The following is a 21,142-nucleotide window of genomic DNA, read 5'->3' on the forward strand; positions in this document are numbered from 1 at the left end:
TCCCTTACCCTCGCCGCGCGTAGCGCTTGAGCAGGCCGGGAATATCCAGAATCAGCGCGATGCGCCCGTCACCAGTAATGGTCGCTCCCGCCATGCCGGCCGTGCCATGGAGCATACGCCCCAGCGGCTTGATGACCACTTCTTCCTGCCCCACCAGTTGGTCGACCACAAAGCCGACCCGCTGGGTACCAACCGACACGATCACCACGCTGGCGGCGGAGCGGTCGACTTGCTGGTCGGCACCGGGCATCAGCCAGCGCTTGAGCCAGAACAGTGGCAGCGCCTTGTCACGTACCAGGATCACTTCCTGACCATCCACCACGTTGGTGCGCGACAGGTCGAGATTGTAGATTTCGTTGACGCTGACCAGCGGCAGGGCGAATGCCTGATTGGCCAGCATGACCATCAGCGTCGGCATGATCGCCAGGGTCAGCGGTACCTTGATAGCGATTTGCGTGCCCTGGCCCTTGGTCGATTCGATGGAGATAGTGCCGTTGAGCTGGGCGATGCGGGTACGGACCACATCCATACCGACTCCGCGGCCCGACACATCGGAGACCTCGGTCTTGGTCGAGAAGCCGGCGGCCAGAATCAGGTTGAAACATTCACTCTCGCTCAGCCGCTCGGCGGCGTCGCGGTCCATCATGCCTTTTTCCACCGCCTTGGCACGCAGCACTTCGGGGTCCATGCCCCGGCCATCATCGGTGATGGTCAGCAGAATGTGATCACCTTCCTGGCGGGCGGCGAGCACCATCGTGCCGACCCGCGATTTGCCGGCGGCCTCGCGCTCGTCCGGCATCTCGATGCCGTGGTCGACCGAGTTGCGCACCAGGTGCACCAGCGGGTCGGCCAGGGCTTCGACCAGGTTTTTGTCCAGATCGGTATCTTCACCGATCAGCTCCAGGGTGATTTCCTTCTTCAGGCTACGCGACAGATCGCGCACCACTCGCGGGAAGCGGCCGAACACCTTCTTGATCGGCTGCATGCGGGTCTTCATCACCGAAGCCTGCAGATCGGCTGTCACCACGTCCAGATTGCCCACCGCCTTGGCCAGCTCTTCATCCTCGCTGCCGACACCCAGGCGCATCAAGCGATTGCGTACCAGCACCAGCTCGCCAACCATGTTCATGATTTCATCCAGGCGCGCGGTATCGACCCGCACCGTGGTTTCCACCACCGGGGCATCACCGCCGGCCTCGGACTTTTTCGCTGCACGTGCGCTGGCCGGGGGCTTGCCCGCGACCGCAGGTGCAGCCGGTGCCGGAGCTGGAGCCGGAGCGGGCTTGGCTGCCGGAGCGGGCTTGGCTGCCGGAGCCGGCGGTGCAGCGGGCTCCGGCTGGCTGGCGGCAGGTGCCGCACTGTCAACACCCGGCCCCTTGCCGGGACCATGCAATTGATCCAGCAGGGCTTCGAATTCGTCGTCGCTGATCAGCTCGCCGGCTTCGGCCGTTACGCCGTCAGCGGGCTTTTCATTTTCAGATATCGCTACCGGCTCTGGTGACGTTGCGACCTCAGCCGCACCCGGCCCCTTGCCGGTACCGTGCAACTGGTCCAGCAACGCCTCGAATTCGTCATCAGTAATATCATCGCTGTCCGCAGCGGGGGCTGGTTCGTCCTCTTCCGGCGTTACGTGCAGCGCTTCAAGCAGCAGCTCAAACTCGTCGTCGGTAATGTCACCGTCGGCAGTTGCATCCGGTCCGGGCGACGTGGGTGCAGGTACATTGCTGACGCAAGCCGCTTCGGCAGCGGGCGCTGCTGCGATAACGGTTTGGGGCTGAGCCAAAGCTGAAAGAGCCGCCAGCAGCTGCGGGTCGGCGGCAGTTGGCGCCTCTCCTTCACGCACCTGGGCGAACATGCCATTGATGGCATCCAGTGCCTGCAGCACCACATCCATCAGCTCGGCGTCGACCTGCCGCTCACCCTTGCGCAGGATGTCGAATACATTCTCGGCGATATGACAACAGGCGACCAGGGCATCCAGCTGCAGAAAGCCGGCACCACCCTTGACGGTATGAAAACCACGAAAAATGGCATTGAGCAGATCGGTATCGCCCGGGCGGTTTTCCAGATCCACCAGCTGCTCCGACAACAACTCGAGAATTTCCCCAGCCTCTACCAGAAAGTCCTGGAGAATTTCTTCATCCGCATCAAAGCTCATTCAACGCTCCCTTGCCCCAGCGACAATAATACTAACGGTGTCACCAGCCTCTAGAACCCGAGGCTGGACAGCAGGTCATCGACTTCATCCTGTCCCGACACCACATCATCCCTCTTATCGGCATGAATCTGCGGACCTTCACCCTGAGGCGAAGTTTTTTTCCTATCCAGCCCCGGAAGGTTATGCTGAATACCCGCCATCCGGTCGACCTGACCGGCCATGCGCACCAGGTTCAGCAGGCTTTCCTCGACATCGTGCACCAAGGTAATGACCCGCTTGATCACCTGACCGGTGAGGTCCTGGTAATCCTGGGCCATGAGAATGTCGTTCAGATTCGCTGACACTTCCCCGCTCTGCTGCTCGCTGCGCTCAAGGAACGCCAGAATGTTGCGCGACAGTTCGCGGAATTCCGCCGCGCTCATCTCGCGGCGCTGCAGCCGAGCCCACTCAGTGCGCAGGTTCGCCGCTTCTTGGCCCAGCGCGGACACCACCGGGGCGCTGCTCTCAACCAGATCCATGGTGCGGTTGGCGGCCTTGTCGGTCAGCCGAACGACGTAATCCAGACGATCCGAGGCGTCGGAAATCTTCGATGCCTCGGTCGCTTCGGCATCGCCGTCCAGCGTGCGGGCCGTGTCTATCTGAAAATTGATGATCGAGTTGTGCAGCGCACGGGTCAGCTTGCCGACTTCGTAATACAGGCTGCGGTCGCGGGCCTGATTGATCTCGTGTATGACCAGTACTGCCTCGCCGTAGTCCCCCTCTTCGAGGTGGTCCACCAGCTTCCGGGCATTGTTTTTCAGGGAACGCTCGAATTCATCAGCGATTGCCTGGCCGGGATTGTTGCTCAGTGCCATAACGCCCCCCGGTGCCTATCTGGCCTCGATTCGCTCGAAAACCTTTTCGATCTTTTCCTTCAGTGCCTGGGCAGTGAAAGGTTTGACCACATAGCCGTTCACCCCGGCCTGAGCTGCTTCGATGATCTGGTCACGCTTGGCTTCGGCAGTCACCATCAGCACCGGCAGGTGTTTCAGGCGCTCGTCGGCGCGCACCGCGCGCAGCAGGTCGATACCGCTCATGCCGGGCATATTCCAGTCGGTTACCAGAAAATCGAAACTGCCGCTCTGCAGCATCGGCAGCGCGGTGGTGCCATCGTCCGCTTCGGCGGTATTGGTAAAGCCCAGATCCCGCAACAGATTCTTGATAATACGTCGCATCGTCGAAAAATCATCGACGATGAGAATTTTCATGTTCTTGTCCAAGTCGACCTCCATACAAACCAGAAGAAGCGCACTTGCGTGCGCCTCGCGAAACTGTTGCTACTGACCAGGCGAAACGCTGGGAAAGCCGGATCAATCGTCGCGCCAATCGGCCATCCGTGCGCGCAGGCGGGCGGCACATTGGCTGTGCAACTGACTGACCCTGGACTCGCTGACGCCGAGCACCGCACCGATCTCCTTGAGGTTCAGTTCCTCATCGTAATACAGCGACAGCACCAGTTGCTCGCGCTCGGGCAACCGACCTATCGCCTCGGCCAGCGCCTTGCGAAAACGTTCATCCTCCACTCCGTCGAGGGCTTCATGGTCAGAGCCGACTTCGGCCGGCGCCCCCGCCTCCAGCAGATCTTCGAAGCTGAACAGCCGACTGCCGGCCGTGTCGTTGAGAATCGCATAGTAATCTTCGAGGCTCATATCCAATTCGGCAGCAACCTCGTGATCTTTAGCGTCACGACCTACTTTTGCTTCAACGGCGCGGATCGCGCTGCTGACCAGGCGGGTGTTACGGTGGACCGAGCGGGGGGCCCAATCACCCTTGCGCACATCATCCAGCATGGCGCCACGGATCCGGATACCAGCATAGGTCTCGAAGCTGGCACCCTTGCCATGATCGAATTTGCGTGCAGCCTCCAGCAGGCCCAGCATGCCGGCCTGTATCAGGTCTTCCACCTGCACGCTGGCTGGCAGGCGCGCCAGCATATGGTAGGCAATCCGCTTGACCAGCGGCGCGAACTGCTGCACCAGGCGGTCCTGCTCATTGGCCACGCCCATGGTGCGCGCATACATATTGACGCCACCTCCCCCCACGCTCATGAAGGGGTTCCGGTTCCGGTCCGCTGCACCAGGCGTTCGACGAAGAATTCCAGGTGCCCACGGGGGCTGGATGGCAACGGCCAGCCGTCCACGTTGCGTGCGATGGCGCGAAATGCCAGCGAAGCCTTGCTGTGCGGAAAAGCTTCATAGGTGGCGCGCTGTTTCTGTGCCGCCTTGCGCACTGTCTCGTCGTAAGGCACAGCGCCGACATACTGCAGCGCCACTTCCAGGAAGCGGTCGGTCACCTGCAGCAGTTTGTTGAATACGTTGTGACCTTCCTGGGGGCTGTGCACCATGCTCGCCAGGATGCGGAAGCGGGAAACACCGTGGTCGCGGTTGAGCAGCTTGATCAGCGCGTAGGCGTCGGTGATCGAAGTAGGTTCATCGCATACCACCACGATCACTTCCTGGGCAGCGCGCACAAAACTGACCACCGAATCGCCGATACCAGCGGCGGTATCGACCAGCAGGACATCCATGTCATCACCGATATCGCTGAAGGCTTGGATCAGGCCAGCATGTTCACGCGGCCCCAGGTTGACCATCTCCGCCGCGCCGGACGCCGCCGGGACGATACGAATACCACCCGGCCCGTTGATCATCACCTCACGCAGATCGCAGTTGCCGGCCAGAACGTCCGCCAGGGTCGCCTTGGGCCGCAGACCCAGCTGTACATCGACATTGGCCAGCCCCAGGTCTGCGTCCATCAACACCACTCGACGGCCGAGCTCTGCCAGCGCCAGGGCGAGGTTGACCGACACATTGGTCTTGCCCACGCCGCCCTTGCCGCCAGTGATTGCAATTACCTGAACCGGATGATTGCCCATCTGTGCTGTCGCCTTTCTCAATTCGTTAACTTGCGCACTGGTTGTGGAGTATACCGGCAAACACATCGGCCATGGTCTGGTCCTCGGCCATCTCGTTACCGGCCAGACCAACCGCGCGACTGACCAATTGGTGACCAACACCACGAGACAAATCATCCGGGATGCGCTGGCCATCGGCCACATAGGCTACCGGGAGACGCTGTTCCATGGCCAGCCCCAATGCTTCGCCCAGCGTAGCAGCTTCGTCGACCTTGGTCAGAATGCAGCCGACCGGATGACAGCAGCGATAATTGTGCCAGGCGGCCTGAAGCACCCGATACTGGCTGGTCGCCGCCAGCACCAGCAGAGTGCTGATGCGCGCACCCTGGGCCGCGAGTTCGCTCAGTTGGCCACGCAGTTGCGGGTCCTGGGCTTGCAGGCCGGCGGTATCGACCAATACCAGTCGCTTGTTGCCGAACTCCTCCAGTACCTCGCTCAGGCTGTTCTGTTCATCGACCACCCGCACCGGTACGTTGAGAATGCGGCCCAGGGTACGCAGCTGTTCATGGGCACCAATACGGTAGGTGTCCATGGTGACCAGCGCCACATTCTGGCTGCCGTGCTTGAGCACATAGCGTGCCGCCAGCTTGCCCAGAGTGGTGGTTTTGCCGGCGCCGGTCGGGCCAACCAGGGCAATCACCCCGCCCCGGTCGATCAGCTCCTCGCGCATCACCGGCAGGCCCTGGGCCAGGTGGGCCAGCAGCAGGCGCCAGGCCTGGCGTACATCGGTCACGTCGGCAACCTTGGCCAGCAGCTGCTTGCACAGCTCGGCGGGCAGGCCAAGATGAATCAGCTTGCGCCACAGGCTGGCCTGGCGCGGCTGATGCTGATTGACCTGGCCCCAGGCCAGGCCACCCAGCTGGGATTCGAGCATGCCTCGCAGACCGGCAATTTCCGAGCGCATGGCGTCGAGATCATCTATTGCCGGGGGCTTGGAGGTCACCTCGGCTGCCGGCGCGGCACGCTCGCTGTTCAGGCGCTCCAGCAACCCCTGTGCGACCGGCGAGCCCTGCTCGGCAGCCTGGCGCATGCTGTCACCAAACAATTGACGGTTGACGCTGGGGCCATCGGCAGGACGCTCACCCTCTTCCAGGCTGGCCCGGGCGCTGATAATGCGCTCCTGGGTCTTCTTCAGCTCCAGATCCAGGCCAGGCGTAGGCGGCGTCAGCTGCGGCGCTTCGTAATCCAGCGCCGCCGTCAGTTCGACACCACCCGCTACGCGCCGGTTGGCGATGATGGACGCATCCGCGCCCATCTCGTCCCGTACCAGCTTCATTGCCGTGCGCATGTCTGCCGCAAAAAAACGTTTGACTCTCATGGCCTGATCTCACCCTGTGTAATCAATTCTGTCCGACGGTGGCAACGATGGTGACCTGCTTGCTGTCCGGAATCTCCTGGTAGGACAGCACATGCGCGCCAGGCGCCGCGTAGCGGACGAACCGGGCCATCATGTTGCGAACCGGACCGGCCACCAGCAATATCGCCGGTTTGCCCTGTATCTCCTGGCGCTGCACCATGTCCGCCAGCGAACGTTGCAGCTTCTCCGCCATACCCGGTTCCAACAGAATGCCGTCATCATTGCCTTGCCCGGCCTTCTGCAGACTCTGAAGCAATATCTGTTCCAACCTCGGTTCCAGCGTGATTACAGGCAGCTCGGACTCAAGCCCGACAATGCTTTGCACGATAGAGCGAGACAGAGCGATGCGCACCGCACTGATCAACGCGCCGGTATCTTGACTCTTGCCTGACTGGTTGGCGATGGCCTCGGCAATAGTCCGAATGTCCCGCACCGGCACCTGCTCTTGCAGGAGCCCCTGCAGCACCTTGAGCAAACCCGACAGGGAAATTATGCCCGGCACCAGTTCCTCGGCCAGTTTCGGTGAGGCCTTGGCCAGCACCTTGAGCAGTTGCTGAACCTCCTCATGACCCAGCAGTTCATGGGAATGCTTGTAGAGAATCTGGTTGAGATGGGTGGCGACCACCGTACTGACATCCACCACCGTATAACCCAGCGATTGGGCCTGATCCTTCTGCGCCGGCTCGATCCATACCGCATCCAGACCGAATGCCGGGTCCTTGCCGGGAATGCCCTTGATCTCGCCGAATACCTGCCCGGGGTTGATTGCCAGTTCGCGGTCGGCGTGGACCTCCGCCTCGGCCACCCCGACACCCATCAGCGTGATGCGATAGACGTTGGGCGCCAAATCCAGGTTGTCGCGAATATGTACCGAGGGCATCAGAAAACCCAGGTCCTGGGACAGCTTCTTGCGGATCCCCTTGATCCGCGCCAGCAATTGCCCGCCCTGGCTGCGATCAACCAGCGGGATCAATCGATAGCCGACCTCCAGACCAACCATGTCCACCGGCGTCACGTCGTCCCAGCCCAGCTCGCGGGTTTCCGGCGACGGCACTGCCGGCAGTTGCGCCTTCTGCTCTGCCACCTGCTCGGCCTCGGCCTTGATCTTCTGCTGTCGGGCAATGTAATAAGCTCCACCGGCAGCAAGCACACCCAGACCGAGGAACGACAGGTGCGGCATACCCGGGATCAAGCCCATGACGATCATGATGGCTGCGGCGATGCCCAACGCCTTGGGCGACGCGAACATCTGCCGCTTGACCTGACCACCCATGTCCTCGGAGGTGGACACCCGGGTGACCATGATGGCCGCTGCGGTGGATAGCAGCAGCGAGGGAATCTGCGCCACCAGACCGTCGCCGATGGTCAACAGCACATAGATTTCGCCGGCGTCGGTAAACCCCAGTCCATGCTGCGCCATGCCAATGGCCAGACCGCCAATGACGTTGATGAACAGGATCAGCAGACCGGCGACCGCATCCCCCCGGACGAACTTGCTGGCACCGTCCATGGAGCCGTAGAAGTCCGCTTCCTGGGCGACTTCCAGGCGCCGGGTCTTGGCTTCCGTCTGATCGATCAGGCCGGCGTTGAGGTCCGCGTCAATGGCCATTTGTTTGCCGGGCATGGCGTCCAGGGTGAAGCGCGCACTCACCTCGGAAATACGCCCGGCCCCCTTGGTCACCACCACGAAGTTGATGATCATGAGGATAATGAACACGACCAGACCCACCACGAAGTTGCCGCCGATCACCACCTCGCCGAAGGCCTGGATCACCTTGCCGGCCGCGTCGCCGCCCTCATGGCCGTTCAGCAGTACCACCCGGGTCGAGGCCACGTTAAGCGCCAGGCGCAGCAGCGTGGCGACCAGCAGAATGGTTGGGAAGGCGGCAAAATCCAGCGGTCGCAACGCATAGGCGCAGACCAGCAAGACCACTAGCGACAGCGCGATATTGAAGGTGAAGAAGACGTCCAGCAGAAATGGCGGCACCGGCAGCATCATCATGCCCAGCATCGCCAGCAACAGGATCGGCACGCCCAGGCTACCGTGCCGCAGGCCCGCCAGATTGCTGCGCATGGAACTGATCATCTCACCGCGGTTGGCAGCCATTCCCCTCAGATACTCCGATCAAAAATTTGACGTGAAAGCTTTCCTGATCTGTCTCAGGCAAGAACTGTTCCACAAATTCAGAAAAAACCCAGCGCGCAAAAGAAATTGCCTTACCGCCATCGCTCGGCACCATGCATAATCCGTGTCCACGGGGTGATGGTTCCGCAAACGAGAGAGCTCATGCGCGCATTATCCGTACTGTTGTTATCGTGCTGCCTGGCTGGCTGCGCTGCCTCGCCGGAAGAGTCCAGTCTATGGTCAGGTGCCGGTGAGCTGGGGCAACGGTTGATGGGCGCGGTCGGCAGCGGCTCGAACGACAGCCGGGCGGCAGACCAGGCGATGCATGCTCAGGTCGCACAACTGCTGGACCAGCCGCGGATCGACCCGCTGACCCGGTTTCTCGAGCAACATGCCGCGCAGGATGCCAATGACCGCAGCTATCAGTACATCCTCCGCGAGCGCAACAGCCGCTGCCGCGCCATTGGTACGCGTTTTTCGCAGCAGGCACTCACCGACGAGAATCTGGCTTTGTTCCGCAGCGGTTACCAGTACTCTTGCCCGGATCAGGTCGATGCCTTCGCCCAACGCCTAGCGCTCACTCCCCCGGCCACAGCGTCGCCCGCCGAAACTATCGCAACCGGCCCAGTGTCAGCACGGCAGCAGGGGCAGGCGAACAGCTGCTATCTATTGTTCACCATCAAGAACTACCAGCAGGCGCTGCCGTCCTGTATTGAAACCGCCGAGCGTGGCGATGCCAAGGCGCAACATCACTTGGCCATCATTCTGCAGGTTAACGACGATCCGGATCAGGCATATCACTGGGCCCGTCACTCCGCCGCACAGCAACACGCGCCCGGACAGTTACTACTGGCGCAGTTGTACCAGCAAGGTCAAGGCACGCCCATTGATGAGGTCAAAGCACTGACGCTGTTAGAGGACGCGGCGGAGAGTGGTTTAGCCGCAGCGCAGTACGAGGCCGGTGTGGCCTATCTGCATGGATCCGGCAAAGCGGCTGATCGAGGCGCAGCGCAGCGCTGGCTGGAGCGCGCCGCCGGGCAGGATCATCTCCCTGCGCAGCTGCAGCTGGCCGACCTGCACTTCAATGATTCTGGCGCCGAACAGGCCTACGCGCGCCAATGGTTGCTGCGCGCCGCCTCTCAGGGATCGACCACCGCCCAGTACCGCCTGGGCGCCAGCTACATGGACGGCACCGGTGGCCCCCCCGATTACACCGAAGCCTATATCTGGCTGAGTCACGCGTTACGTAACGGTGAACCGCGCGCCAAGCCCCGAATACAGGCCCTGACCGGGCAGTTGACGGCCGATCAGCTCCACACTGCACGCCAGCGTATCGCCGCCGGGTTCAGTGGTCGACTGCCCTGAGCTTGCCCCCATGAACCGACGCAAAAGCTCCATCATGCTGGTCCTGCTACTGCTGATCGGCCTGTTCATCGCCGGCATGTGGCTGATGTCGAGTCTGAACCTCAACTTTGCCCAGCGCGCCATGTCGGAGCAGCGCCAACAGCAGATTGCCGACACCTTCCATTCCAATCTGGATCGCATCAATGCCCATCACTTTCTGATGGAACAGAATACCGGCGCCCTGGCCCGCATGGGCGAACTTTTCGCCCGGCAGAAGCAGATTTCCGGCCGCGATAACCTGGCCGAACTGGAGCGCAGCGTGGGCACAACCCTACGTAGCCTGCATGACCTGTACGGAGGCGGCATCCTGTTCCATCCGGGCGCCTATCGGCTGTCCGATGTCGGCATCTACGGCCACAGGAACAGCACCGCAACCCATATCACTTATCGGGAAACCGGTTTCGAGAACAAGGATTGGTACCGGCGGCTGCAACCATCTTCCCTGCCGGGAAAGCCCAATGAGCTGTACCACTGGACTGCGGCCTACTACCGCCCACAGTTCGACACCGTGGTCATCAGCGTCAGCACCCCGCTGCACGACAGCACCGGCCAGGTCATCGGTCTGGCGGCCACCGACTGGCAGGCCGACGAGGTCATCCGTCTCGTCAGCCGGGTGCGCATTACTCCGGGCACCTTCTCTTTTTTGCTCGACCGGGAGAATCGCAACCTGTCGAGCCTGGCCGAAGCCGCCGACGTACAACAGGCCCAGCAACTGATGGAAGCCATCACCGCCCTGCAGCTACCACGGCAATCTCCAGCGCAACAGGTGCCGGCCAGTCTCGGCAGTCGTTACCCCGCCTCACCCATGCAGAGCCACAGGCTGTTCGTCGGCGAGGCCGAATATGCCCTGTTCCATGCGCCCACCGAAGCGGGCATGATCTTCGGCATAGGCATTCCCCAGGCGGAAATTGACGCGGTACTGGCACCCATGCGGGCCAGCAATTTTCGCATCGTGGCAATCATCGTCAGTATTCTGTTGTTGCTCTCGGGACTGATCCTTTACCTGGTCGCCACTACCCTGAAACAGTTGAATAGCCTCTACACCGACGCGCTGACCGGTCTGCCCAACCGCGAGCGGCTGCTGCTTGATCTGCAAAAGGGCCGGCCCCTGACGCTGGTTCTGCTCAATATTGACTCGTTCAAGGAGATCAATGATTTCTACGGTAGCCAGTGCGGCGATCATGTCATTCGCGAGCTGGCAGACGGGCTGCGCCGCCATGTGCATGACACGCCTGCATGGAAGGCGGTGCGGGTCTATCGCATGCCCGGTGACGAAATGGCCCTGCTGTTTCCCGATAGCCCCGGGCAGGAGGTGCTTGAACAGCGGCTGGAGAATCTGCGGACTTTCATCAAGGGGCTGACCATCCGTTGGCAGGAAGAGCAGGTTCCGCTCCAGGCGACCCTGGGCCTGGCAGCCAGTGTGCAGCCAGACGGCTCGCCACTGGCCAGCGAGCAGCTCCTGCCCTCGGCCAATATCGCACTCAAGCTGGCCCGGTTGAGCAAACTGAACTATCTGGTTCACGATCCCGCGCACCGCATGCGCGAAACCTATGAACAGAATCTGGTCTGGGCCAACCGGCTGCGCACGGCACTGGAACAGAACCGCATCGTGCCGTGGTTTCAGCCGATCATGAACCTGCATACCGGCCGCATCGACAAGTTCGAATGCCTGGTGCGCATGCTCGATGGTGACGATACGCCCATCAGTCCGGCCCACTTTCTGCCGGTCGCCCGCAAGATTCGCCTGTACCGGCAGATCACCCGGCGCATGGTCGACCAATGCCTTGCGCGTTTCGCCGAGACCGACCTGCAATTCTCGCTGAATCTCTCCTGCGACGACCTGCTGGACAGCGAACTGAGCGAGCACCTGTTGCAACGGCTACAGAATCCGGCGCTGGCCCGGCGGCTGATCTTCGAGATTCTTGAGTCAGAGGGTATTGAGAACTACCAGGCGGTGCGCCAGTTTATTGACAAGGCCAAGGCCCTGGGTTGCCGTATCGCCATCGACGACTTCGGCACGGGCTATTCCAACTTCGAACATCTGCTACGGCTCGATGTGGACCTGATCAAGATCGACGGCAGCCTTATCCGCCAGCTGGACAGCGACGCGGATGCCCGGGCGGTTACCCAGGGCATCGTACGTTTCGCCCAGGAACTGGGCATGCAGACGGTCGCCGAGTTCGTGCACAACGAGGCAATTCTGCAGCAGGTGCGCGCGCTGGGCATCGACTTCGCCCAGGGCGCCCGAATCGGCATGCCCGCCCCCGAACTGCCCGCAGGGCTATGCCTTGATGACATCCAGGGTTAGCATGGGCCATACATCCCTGCTGTTCCGGAGCCAACATGACCACCCCAGCCGTACCGCTCTCGATTCTGGACCTCTGTCCCGTCACCCTGAATTCGACCCCGGCCCAGGCCCTGCGCAACAGCCTGCAACTGGCCAGGCATGCCGAGCAACTGGGCTATCAGCGCTTCTGGGTCGCCGAGCATCACAACATGACCGGGATCGCCAGCGCGGCCACCTCGGTGGTCATCAGCTACCTGGCCGCCGGTACCGAGCGTATCCGCATCGGCTCGGGCGGCATCATGCTGCCGAATCACTCGCCGCTGCAGATTGCCGAACAGTTCGGCACCCTTGAATCGCTGTATCCCGGTCGCATCGACCTGGGTCTCGGGCGTGCACCCGGCACCGATATGGCCACCGCCCGCGCGCTGCGCCGTGGCCGCACCGATGGTGAGGACTTTCCGCAGATGCTCGACGAGCTGCGACACTACTTCGCCGAGCCCGAGCCCGGTCAACGGTTGGTTGCGGTGCCCGGCGCCGGTCTGGACGTGCCCATCTGGCTGCTCGGCTCCAGCACCTTCAGCGCCCAGCTGGCCGCCAGCCTCGGCCTGCCCTTCGCCTTTGCCGGCCAGTTCTCACCCGACTATCTGATGGCGGCAATGCGTGCCTACCAGGATAATTTTGTGCCGTCGGCCACGCTGGAAAAGCCCCAGGCGATGCTCGGCATCAATGCCTTTGTCGCCGAAACCCGAGACGAAGCACATTATCTGGCCAGTTCGCACCAGCAATCTTTCCTCAACATGATTCGCGGCGAGCGCGGCCAGCTACGGCCTCCCGTAGAGGATATGGACGCGCTCTGGCAGCCCCATGAGCGCCATCAGGTACTCTCGACCCTGGCCGGCACCCTGATCGGTGACGAGCAGACCGTCGCCCAGCAGATGGCGGACCTGCTGGAACGCACCGGTGCGAATGAACTGATCGTCAACAGCCCGATCTATGACCAGGACAAGCGTCACGACAGCTACCGGCGCCTGATGGAAGCAGCCGCACGGCTTTGACCAGCGCGGCAACATGACTCGAACTTTGGCGGCGCAGGCCTTTCCAAAACGGTACCCCCGTCCGGAAAAGTCGAGAGCCCACCATGAGCCGCATCCCCCGGGACACCCAGTTTGATAGCAGCGCAGGCTTTCTGCGCAACGGTTACAACTTCATTGCCAATCGCTGCCAGGACCTTGGCAGCGACATCTTCCAGACCCGCATCATGCTGCGACCGGTGTATTGCATCACCGGCGAAGACGCCGCGCGCATGTTCTATGTGCCTGGTCGCTTCACTCGCAACCATGCGATGCCACCGACCACGCTGTCGCTATTGCAGGACAAGGGCAGCAGCCTGACGCTGACAGGCGAAGCCCATGCCCGGCGCAAGGAAATGTTCATGGCGCTGATGGGCCCGGCCCGGCTGGAGCAACTGGTGGCGATCTTCGAGGAAGAATGGCAGGCGCGACTGGCCCGCTGGCAAAGCATGCCCGCGGTGGTACTGCAGACCGAAGCCGAATATATTCTCTGCCGCAGCGCCTGCCGCTGGGTCGGCATTACGCTGCATGAGGGCCAGGCAACACAACGTGCGACGGAACTGGCTGCCATGGTCGAAGGCGCCGGCAGCATCGGCCCGCGCAACTGGAAGGCGCAGCTGCTGCGCCAGCGCACCGAACACTGGGCTCAGGAACTGATCCGCCAGGCCCGCAACCATCCGCGTGCCGATCCGGCCACACCCCTCGATATCATCGCCCATCACACCGCACTGCACGGCCATGGGATGGATCACCGCACTGCCGCGGTGGAGCTGCTCAACCTGCTGCGCCCCACCGCTGCCATCGCCCGGTATATCACCTATTCGGCGCTGGCCTTGCATCATCACCCCGAGTACCGCGACCGGCTGCAGCAAGGAGAGGAAGGCCTGGCAGAGCTGTTCGCCAACGAAGTGCGGCGCTTCTACCCCTTCTTCCCTGCGGTCGGCGGCATCGCCCTGGAAAACTTCGAATGGCGCGGCCACTCTTTCCACAAAGGCGACTGGATGTTGCTCGACCTCCACGGTACCAACCACGATCCGCGCATCTGGCAGCAACCGGAGCGCTTCTATCCGGAGCGCTTCAAAGATTGGGATCACAGCCCCTACAACTTCATCCCCCAAGGCGGCGGGGAATACTCGCATGGGCATCGCTGCGCCGGGGAATGGCTGACGATTGAGGTGATCAAGGCCGCATTGAGAATGCTCACCACCCGCATGACCTACCAGATCCCCCACCAGGATCTGAGCATTCGCCTGTCGCGCATGCCGGCCATGGTACAGAGCCGTCTGATCCTCACCGAGGTGCGCGGCGTCAGCCCAGAATAGATTGCCGAAGCCGTGACAACCGGCGTAGAATGCCTCGCGCTGCGGGTGTAGCTCAATGGTAGAGCAGAAGCTTCCCAAGCTTACGACGAGGGTTCGATTCCCTTCACCCGCTCCACTAAGCTACATCCTGACTATGCGCTGTGGCTTACAGCGAAATAGCGCCAGCAGTTGAGCAATCCAACCCCGAGTGCGACGAAGCCAACTTGTCCAATCACGGCGCGGATAGCAATCGACCGACTCTGGTGCATCAGGCATGACAGGGAAAGTTGAAGGTGAAAGCAGACAGGGATGATGCGCCCGAGCACGTTAAGCACAAGCGAAAGTCCCCCATCGGTAGAGCTGGTATTGCAGCGGCAGGATTAATTGCCGGCATTCTGTTCATGGCCGATCGCAATGGATGGATGGACTATGCAAAGCACAGTGTGAACCCACCATCGCCTAGCGAGTCTCAAATAGCAGCGACATCTCCACGAACAGAAAAACCACCAGCCACACTGCAGCCGGCCGCTCCAAAAGCTGAAGCAGTCCCGCAGAAAGCAGCTGAAACCGTCCCAGCCACAAAGCAAACCAGCTTCAACGATAGCAACTATCGTCCGAGCACAACCATTAACAGCATGCCACCCCCACAATATGCCCAAGCGAGAAGCCAACCGAGGCCGAGCAGGCAACCCCAAGGACTGAACGGCAGTCATACCGCAAGACTGACATGGGGTAATAGGAGCTGGTGGCAGGGGACATACCGCTGGAATAACAGCATCATCAACTACGATGATCTGTGCCGTAGCAGCAATTACCCAAAGAAGGGCTCCATCGAATACAGAGCTTGTAGACGAGAAGCGAAGACCTACTTGCGCGACGAGTGCCGCGCCGGCCGAAGCAAGAGCCTACAGTTACGCCGGGTATATTGTCATGCCGAGAATGCCTTCAGACACTGACGCCGGGGTGGGCGCCACCGGCTGATCGAGCATGAGCCCGATCAGCCAGTGGTATCAGGCGTTCTGCCGCGGCGTCCGGCGAATGGTCTTGAGCAGATCCTCGGGTGTGATCGAGCCGACGATATTGGCGCCGCTGCCGGGCTGCGGCAGGTTGAGGATGTTGCCCTTGATCTTGCCGATGACGTGCATTTCACAGGGTTTGCAATCGAATTTCAGCGTCAGTACCTCATCGCCGTGGACCAGTTGCATGGGCGCAACCTTGGTGCGCACGCCAGTGACGCCCTTGGCCTGCTTGGGGCACAAATTGAAGGAGAAGCGCAGGCAGTGCTTGGTGATCATCACCGGCACATCGCCGGTTTCCTCATGCGCCTCGTAGGCGGCGTCGATCAGTTCCACGCCGTAGCGCTGGTAGAACGCCCGAGCCTTTTCGTTATAAACGTTGGCCAGGAAGGTCAGGTGTGATTGCGGATATACCGGTGGCGGTATGCTGACCGGTTTGCGATTGCCGTGTGGGAAAGCAGCGATACGCGCCTCGCTCAGTTGCTCGATCAGTTCCCGCCGCAGACTCTTGAGTTGCGAGTTGGGCACGAACGGTACGAACGGCGCGTCGATTTCCACCTGCTCAGCGTGATACTGGGTGGTGCCCAACTGACCCAGCAGGTCGCGCAGTTGCTCCAGCGCCTGCTCGGGCTTTTTCGCCGGCTCGAACGGACCGCTCAACTGATGGCTGACCTCGATGCCCTCTTCGCTGATCGCGGTGAGCTTGAGGCTGTCGGCACTCAGCTCGGCATGCCAGCGCAGCCCGATACGACGCTCTGCGGACATCTTTTGCAAGGCCTGCTGCCAGTTATGGTCCAGGTTGCGGCTGAGCGTTTGCGGCAGGCGCGCGCGGCGCAGTTGCTCGGGCAGCTCGTTGGGCTCGATACGGTACTGCCAGCGCGGCTCGCCCTCTTCCTCATAACGGGCCAGCTCCTGGGCAACGTTAGCTCGAAACCCTACTACCTCGCGCTTGACCAGGACGTTGAGGCCGTCCCCATTGGACAGGGGCTCGTGGGTCACCGCCAGCAGATCATGCTTGCGCACCTGCTGCAGCTCGCCCACCACCAGGCCGGTGAAGGTCGGTGAATCGAAGGCACCGATATCGATCTTGCGGTCGGTGACGAAGTAATCGGTGCTGCCCCGGTGGAAGGTCTTGTCCGGGTCGGGCACGAAGAAATGGGCGGTACGACCGCTGGAAGCGCGCGCCAGATCGGGGCGGTCCTCCAGAATATCGTCCAGCCGCTGGCGGTAATAGGCGGTGATGTTCTTCACATAGCCCATGTCCTTGTAACGCCCTTCGATCTTGAACGAGCGCACACCCGCATCGACCAACGCGCGCAGGTTGGCGCTCTGATTGTTATCCTTCATCGACAGCAGATGCTTCTCATAGGCGACCACGCCGCCATGCTCGTCCTTGAGGGTATACGGCAGTCGGCAAGCCTGAGAGCAATCGCCACGGTTGGCGCTGCGGCCGGTCTGGGCATGGGAAATGTTGCACTGCCCGGAGAAGGCCACGCATAGGGCACCGTGGATGAAGAACTCGATGGTCGAGTCGACCTCCGCATGGATCGCCTTGATCTGCTGCAGGTTCAGCTCGCGGGCCAGCACCAACTGGGAGAAACCGGCCTGATCGAGGAACCGGGCCTTGTCCAGGGTGCGGATATCGCACTGGGTGCTGGCGTGGATTTCGATCGGCGGAAGGTCCAGTTCCATGACGCCCATGTCCTGCACAATCAGTGCGTCGACACCGGCGTCGTAGAGCTGATGGATCAGCAGCCGGGCCCCTTCCAGCTCGTCGTCATGCAGAATGGTGTTGAGCGTGACGAAGATGCGTACATGGAACAGCCGGGCAAAGCGCACCAGCTCGGCGATATCAGCCACGCTGTTCTCGGCGTTATGCCGCGCGCCAAAACTCGGGCCGCCGATATAGATGGCATCGGCACCATGCAGGATGGCCTCACGGGCGATGGCGACATCCCGGGCTGGGCTGAGCAATTCGAGATGGTGCTTGGGAAGGGGCATGGCAGAACCGTCGAGTGGAAAAACGGCAGATTGTAGCTGTTACGGCAGAATGCTGCACGATCAGGTGATGCGCGGCCAGCCATGGCGACTTTTCGCCATGGCTGGTTCAGCTCAGTTCGCTCCGCAGGCAGGCAAGCCAGGCCGCTGAGGGTTGGTGAAGGTACAACCGTAATCCGCATCAGCTACCACAGTCGGATCAAGCACCTCATCGCCGGCGGGCTTGGGCGCACCATTGACCCAGAGCAGCCAATCAGTGATCGCCGCTTGGTATTCCGCATCCGCAAAATCACAATGGCTCGGCGCACGGATAGCACGCTGCACTAACAAATGCTCATTACCATGCTCTTCGGCACGCTCGCGATACAGCTGCTGATGACGGAACGGCACATAGAAATCACCCAGCGTGTGCATGGTCAACACCGGAACATCGAATTCACCATTGACCAACGGGATCCAGCGTACCCCATCGTCACGCAACGGATTGGCGTCGGGGTCGGCCGCCATGCGGGCGATGCGCTCGTTGAATTCAACTTCCTCGGCAGTTGGCTCCGGGTCCGTGGTCCAGCGGTACATCTGGTCCTCGTTACCGTAGCCATTAAGGGCCAAAATCCCGTTGATATCGCCACCAGAACCACCGGTACCCAACACAATGCTCTGAAGCACGCTGTCATAACCGAATTCAAAAATGGGACGTTCGCCTCCCGTCAGATTCTCGGCGATAGCCATCAGACGCGTCCCCTCTATACCCTTGGGCGATGACCAGTCCGGCAGCCCGCCAGCTTTCTGATTGAAGAGCGCATTCACTATCGGTCCGGGGACTACCAACAAGCCTGTGGGATGGAACGTGCCGACCAACTCAGGGAATCTCGAATAATCCTCATTGCCGTAACCGGCCAGTTCCATCATCACCCTGGGGTAATCCCCCAGCCATTGGAATTGATTCTGTTCGGCCTGACAGAGAGGCGCAGCTCCCTCGTAGGGCACCTTGTACTGGGTGCGCTCCATGTTTTCGCGATCTACCGCAGCAGCAGCGATATGTCCTCCCATAGACACGCCTGAGATGAGGTACTGGTCTGGTGTGGATAGGCCATGACTATAGTCACGCTCGACATACTCCATTACGTTCAGCGCTAACTTATTGGTATCTTCAATACCCGCACGTGCATCGTAATAATTCGCAGAATAGGAGGAAGAAGCCCAGGCATACCCTTGTTGCAATACGGCTTGGCGCCATGCCTCTGGCGGCTTCGAGGTACTCACTACCTCACCTTCACCCCCATATCCTCGCGTCCACATGACAAGGCCATCGCCATCCCAGCCGTTCGGTACTTCCAATGCGTAAAGCGCCTCCCCTTGTAGGCCGTCATACTTACCGAAATAGATCATCGCACCCGGCAGCGCATCGAACTCTGCCGAAGTGGCCGTAAAGGAACGATCATCATGCTCTCTGGTCATTTCTGGCGGTGCGATATCATCATCAGAATCACCACCGCTGCTGCTTCCGCCGCCTCCACCGAGACAACCGGTCAGCAATAAGGCACTCAAGGTGAGGGGTAAAGCAGCCAGGGGGAAAGGTGTGATGCGCAAGGTAAACCTCCATTGTTTTTGTAATAACTAGCTGGGCGCAGACAGCCCAAGCGCATTCATGAGCTTAGTCGAGGCGGCATGATCTGCCGCTCCATAAACTACGCTGATATCACCCTAAAAAGGCACCACTCAAATGGGTGATACGAAGCTCGCGATCGCGTCAGGCTACGAGTTTGGAGAACATCCGCGCCGATGGCCTGGAAGACAGGTCCACGCCGGCGCGAACGTTTCAGGCGAGTTACTTCAGCCCCAGCCGCCGCGCCAGCTTGTGCAGGTTGCTGGCATCCAATTCCAGCAGGCGCGCTGCGGCGCTCCAATTGTCATCAACGGCGAGCAGAGCCTGGCGGATCTGCTCGCGCTGGCAGGCTTCCACGCTAATGCGCAACGGTTGGATGTTTCCAGTATCAGCTGTGGCCTGAACATCAGGACTACTCGTGCTGGCATTGCCACCGCCGATGGGAATATCCAGCAGCGCCGCATCCAGCGACAACATGGACTGGCGGGACCCGTTACGCCCCAATGCCTTGATCGCCGCTCGGCTGATGACGTGTTCCAGCTCGCGTACGTTACCCGGCCAGTCATAGGTCAACAGCGCCTGCTCGGCATCCGGAGACAGGCGCAGACTGCGCACCCCGAGGCGGGCGCGGTTGAGTTCGAGGAAATGACCTGCCAACAGCAACACATCATTGTCCCGATCTCGTAATGGCGGGACCGGTACCGGGTAGACCGAGAGGCGATGATAAAGGTCAGCGCGGAAGTCGCCCTTGGCTACTGAATCGGCCAGGTTGCGGTTGGTGGCAGCGATGATCCGCACATCCACCCGCAGCGGCTGGTCAGCACCCAGGCGCTGAATCTCGCCGTTCTGCAGGGTACGCAGCAGTTTGGCTTGCACATGCAGCGGCAGCTCACCGACTTCATCGAGAAACAGCGTGCCGCCGTTGGCCGCGTCGAAGCGCCCGCCCCGATCACTGCTGGCGCCCGAGAAGGCACCTTTAACGTGACCGAACAGCTCGCTTTCCGCCAGAGACTCCGGCAGCGCAGCGCAGTTGACCTGCACCAGCGGTTTGTTCGCCCGTGGTGAGTGGCGGTGCAGCCAGTGGGCGAACAGTTCCTTGCCGACCCCGGTTTCACCGGTGATCAGCACGGTCAGGTCTGAATCTGCCACCACCGCCAACTCGTCCAGCAAGCGTGTTACCGCCGGGCTGTGACCGACGATGCCATGCTGTTGAACGCCCGGCAGCGCCCGGTGATCATCGGCGCGAACCATGCGCAGCGCGCGGTTCTCCTGCTCCAGCCGGGTTACCCGCAACAACGCCTCGACCAACGGCAGCAGGCGTAGCAACTTGATCCGGGCGCGCTCGTCAAAGGTGCCGGCCTTGAGCGCATCGAGGGTCAAAGCACCCCAGAGCTCGCCCTCCACATATAGGCTCACTCCCATGCAGTCGTGCACCGGCAGCGGTTCGCCCGGTGACTCATCGAGCAGCCCATCGTAGGGGTCAGGCAAGGTGCTGTCGGACTCGAACCTGGTGATTTCCCGGCGCGACAGCAACGCCGCCAGGCGTGGATGCCGTGCCAGGTCAAAACGCCGGCCCAGGGCGTCCTGCACCAGCCCGACCGCAGCCACCGGCCGCAGGCAATCATCCTCGCGCTGCAACAGCACTACCGCACCGCAGGTAAAGCTTTCGCGCAATACCTGCACCAGGCGTTGCAGACGGACCGCAGCCGGCAACTCTGCCACCAGATCAGGCAAGAGAAAATCTTCAATCATGGTCAGATGCACCCCATATGGTTTGGAGAACCATAACGCAGCAGGGTATAAACAACCAATAAAAATAATTTCCTTTAAAATTCAATCAATTGCGTATGGCATATGTCTTGCTGGG

14 protein-coding genes and 1 tRNA gene are annotated in these 21,142 nt (G+C 61.1%); 5 read left to right on the top strand and 10 right to left on the bottom strand.

What is annotated here, in order from left to right; all coding sequences use genetic code 11:
- Positions 1-4: 4 nt before the first annotated feature.
- The 7 genes from BM267_RS01815 to flhA all read right to left on the bottom strand — a co-directional run bounded on the left by BM267_RS01815 (position 5) and on the right by flhA (position 8,554).
- On the bottom strand, positions 5-2,158 hold the full coding sequence (locus BM267_RS01815) for a chemotaxis protein CheA (protein WP_074778207.1): 2,154 nt from the start codon (positions 2,156-2,158) through the stop codon (positions 5-7).
- A 50-nt stretch (positions 2,159-2,208) separates the two neighbouring features.
- Positions 2,209-3,012, bottom strand: a complete 804-nt coding sequence (locus BM267_RS01820) for a protein phosphatase CheZ (RefSeq protein WP_143063010.1) — start codon at positions 3,010-3,012, stop codon at positions 2,209-2,211.
- Positions 3,013-3,027: 15 nt separating this feature from the next.
- The gene (locus BM267_RS01825; protein WP_177173376.1) at positions 3,028-3,405 is read right to left on the bottom strand and encodes a chemotaxis response regulator CheY; all 378 of its coding nucleotides are present in this window, start codon (positions 3,403-3,405) and stop codon (positions 3,028-3,030) included.
- Between the two features lie 102 nt (positions 3,406-3,507).
- Entirely contained in the window at positions 3,508-4,245 is a 738-nt protein-coding gene (locus BM267_RS01830; protein ID WP_407920265.1) for an RNA polymerase sigma factor FliA, read from the bottom strand.
- Positions 4,242-5,072 carry a MinD/ParA family protein gene (locus BM267_RS01835; protein WP_074778205.1) on the bottom strand — a complete coding sequence of 277 codons (831 nt, stop codon included), beginning with the start codon at positions 5,070-5,072 and terminating at the stop codon, positions 4,242-4,244. The genes BM267_RS01830 and BM267_RS01835 overlap by 4 nt, the downstream gene beginning before the upstream one ends.
- Before the next feature lie 25 nt (positions 5,073-5,097).
- Positions 5,098-6,429, bottom strand: coding sequence for a flagellar biosynthesis protein FlhF (gene flhF, locus BM267_RS01840; protein ID WP_074778203.1), 1,332 nt, complete (start codon positions 6,427-6,429; stop codon positions 5,098-5,100).
- Between the two features lie 22 nt (positions 6,430-6,451).
- Positions 6,452-8,554, bottom strand: a complete 2,103-nt coding sequence (flhA, locus tag BM267_RS01845) for a flagellar biosynthesis protein FlhA (protein WP_407920268.1) — start codon at positions 8,552-8,554, stop codon at positions 6,452-6,454.
- A 201-nt stretch (positions 8,555-8,755) separates the two neighbouring features.
- On the opposite strand from flhA, the gene BM267_RS01850 reads away from it, so the two are divergent.
- From BM267_RS01850 to BM267_RS01870, 5 genes are all read left to right on the top strand, one after another.
- Positions 8,756-9,958 carry a tetratricopeptide repeat protein gene (locus BM267_RS01850; protein ID WP_177173375.1) on the top strand — a complete coding sequence of 401 codons (1,203 nt, stop codon included), beginning with the start codon at positions 8,756-8,758 and terminating at the stop codon, positions 9,956-9,958.
- 10 nt (positions 9,959-9,968) lie between these two features.
- The gene (locus BM267_RS01855; protein ID WP_074778196.1) at positions 9,969-12,305 is read left to right on the top strand and encodes an EAL domain-containing protein; all 2,337 of its coding nucleotides are present in this window, start codon (positions 9,969-9,971) and stop codon (positions 12,303-12,305) included.
- A 35-nt stretch (positions 12,306-12,340) separates the two neighbouring features.
- The gene (locus BM267_RS01860; RefSeq protein WP_074778194.1) at positions 12,341-13,339 is read left to right on the top strand and encodes an LLM class flavin-dependent oxidoreductase; all 999 of its coding nucleotides are present in this window, start codon (positions 12,341-12,343) and stop codon (positions 13,337-13,339) included.
- Between the two features lie 83 nt (positions 13,340-13,422).
- On the top strand, positions 13,423-14,676 hold the full coding sequence (locus tag BM267_RS01865; RefSeq protein ID WP_074778192.1) for a cytochrome P450: 1,254 nt from the start codon (positions 13,423-13,425) through the stop codon (positions 14,674-14,676).
- Positions 14,677-14,717: 41 nt separating this feature from the next.
- Positions 14,718-14,791 (top strand) — tRNA-Gly (locus BM267_RS01870).
- Between the two features lie 874 nt (positions 14,792-15,665).
- On the opposite strand, the gene BM267_RS01875 is transcribed toward BM267_RS01870, so the two are convergent.
- The 3 genes from BM267_RS01875 to norR all read right to left on the bottom strand — a co-directional run bounded on the left by BM267_RS01875 (position 15,666) and on the right by norR (position 21,027).
- The gene (locus BM267_RS01875) at positions 15,666-17,672 is read right to left on the bottom strand and encodes a peptidase U32 family protein (protein ID WP_074778190.1); all 2,007 of its coding nucleotides are present in this window, start codon (positions 17,670-17,672) and stop codon (positions 15,666-15,668) included.
- 111 nt (positions 17,673-17,783) lie between these two features.
- On the bottom strand, positions 17,784-19,259 hold the full coding sequence (locus tag BM267_RS01880; RefSeq protein WP_074778188.1) for a hypothetical protein: 1,476 nt from the start codon (positions 19,257-19,259) through the stop codon (positions 17,784-17,786).
- A 238-nt stretch (positions 19,260-19,497) separates the two neighbouring features.
- Positions 19,498-21,027, bottom strand: coding sequence for a nitric oxide reductase transcriptional regulator NorR (norR, locus tag BM267_RS01885; protein WP_036990100.1), 1,530 nt, complete (start codon positions 21,025-21,027; stop codon positions 19,498-19,500).
- Positions 21,028-21,142: the final 115 nt, after the last annotated feature.

Origin of the sequence: Halopseudomonas bauzanensis, assembly GCF_900114735.1 — a bacterium.
GTDB lineage: Bacteria > Pseudomonadota > Gammaproteobacteria > Pseudomonadales > Pseudomonadaceae > Halopseudomonas > Halopseudomonas bauzanensis.

What these genes read in the sequence shown, in the direction of transcription:
- BM267_RS01815 (WP_074778207.1), bottom strand. Translation starts at nt 2,158, where the DNA reads ATGAGCTTTGATGCGGATGAAGAAATTCTCCAGGACTTTCTGGTAGAG.
- BM267_RS01820 (WP_143063010.1), bottom strand. Translation starts at nt 3,012, where the DNA reads ATGGCACTGAGCAACAATCCCGGCCAGGCAATCGCTGATGAATTCGAG.
- BM267_RS01825 (WP_177173376.1), bottom strand. Translation starts at nt 3,405, where the DNA reads ATGAAAATTCTCATCGTCGATGATTTTTCGACGATGCGACGTATTATC.
- BM267_RS01830 (WP_407920265.1), bottom strand. Translation starts at nt 4,245, where the DNA reads ATGAGCGTGGGGGGAGGTGGCGTCAATATGTATGCGCGCACCATGGGC.
- BM267_RS01835 (WP_074778205.1), bottom strand. Translation starts at nt 5,072, where the DNA reads ATGGGCAATCATCCGGTTCAGGTAATTGCAATCACTGGCGGCAAGGGC.
- flhF (WP_074778203.1), bottom strand. Translation starts at nt 6,429, where the DNA reads ATGAGAGTCAAACGTTTTTTTGCGGCAGACATGCGCACGGCAATGAAG.
- flhA (WP_407920268.1), bottom strand. Translation starts at nt 8,554, where the DNA reads ATGATCAGTTCCATGCGCAGCAATCTGGCGGGCCTGCGGCACGGTAGC.
- BM267_RS01850 (WP_177173375.1), top strand. Translation starts at nt 8,756, where the DNA reads ATGCGCGCATTATCCGTACTGTTGTTATCGTGCTGCCTGGCTGGCTGC.
- BM267_RS01855 (WP_074778196.1), top strand. Translation starts at nt 9,969, where the DNA reads ATGAACCGACGCAAAAGCTCCATCATGCTGGTCCTGCTACTGCTGATC.
- BM267_RS01860 (WP_074778194.1), top strand. Translation starts at nt 12,341, where the DNA reads ATGACCACCCCAGCCGTACCGCTCTCGATTCTGGACCTCTGTCCCGTC.
- BM267_RS01865 (WP_074778192.1), top strand. Translation starts at nt 13,423, where the DNA reads ATGAGCCGCATCCCCCGGGACACCCAGTTTGATAGCAGCGCAGGCTTT.
- BM267_RS01875 (WP_074778190.1), bottom strand. Translation starts at nt 17,672, where the DNA reads ATGCCCCTTCCCAAGCACCATCTCGAATTGCTCAGCCCAGCCCGGGAT.
- norR (WP_036990100.1), bottom strand. Translation starts at nt 21,027, where the DNA reads ATGATTGAAGATTTTCTCTTGCCTGATCTGGTGGCAGAGTTGCCGGCT.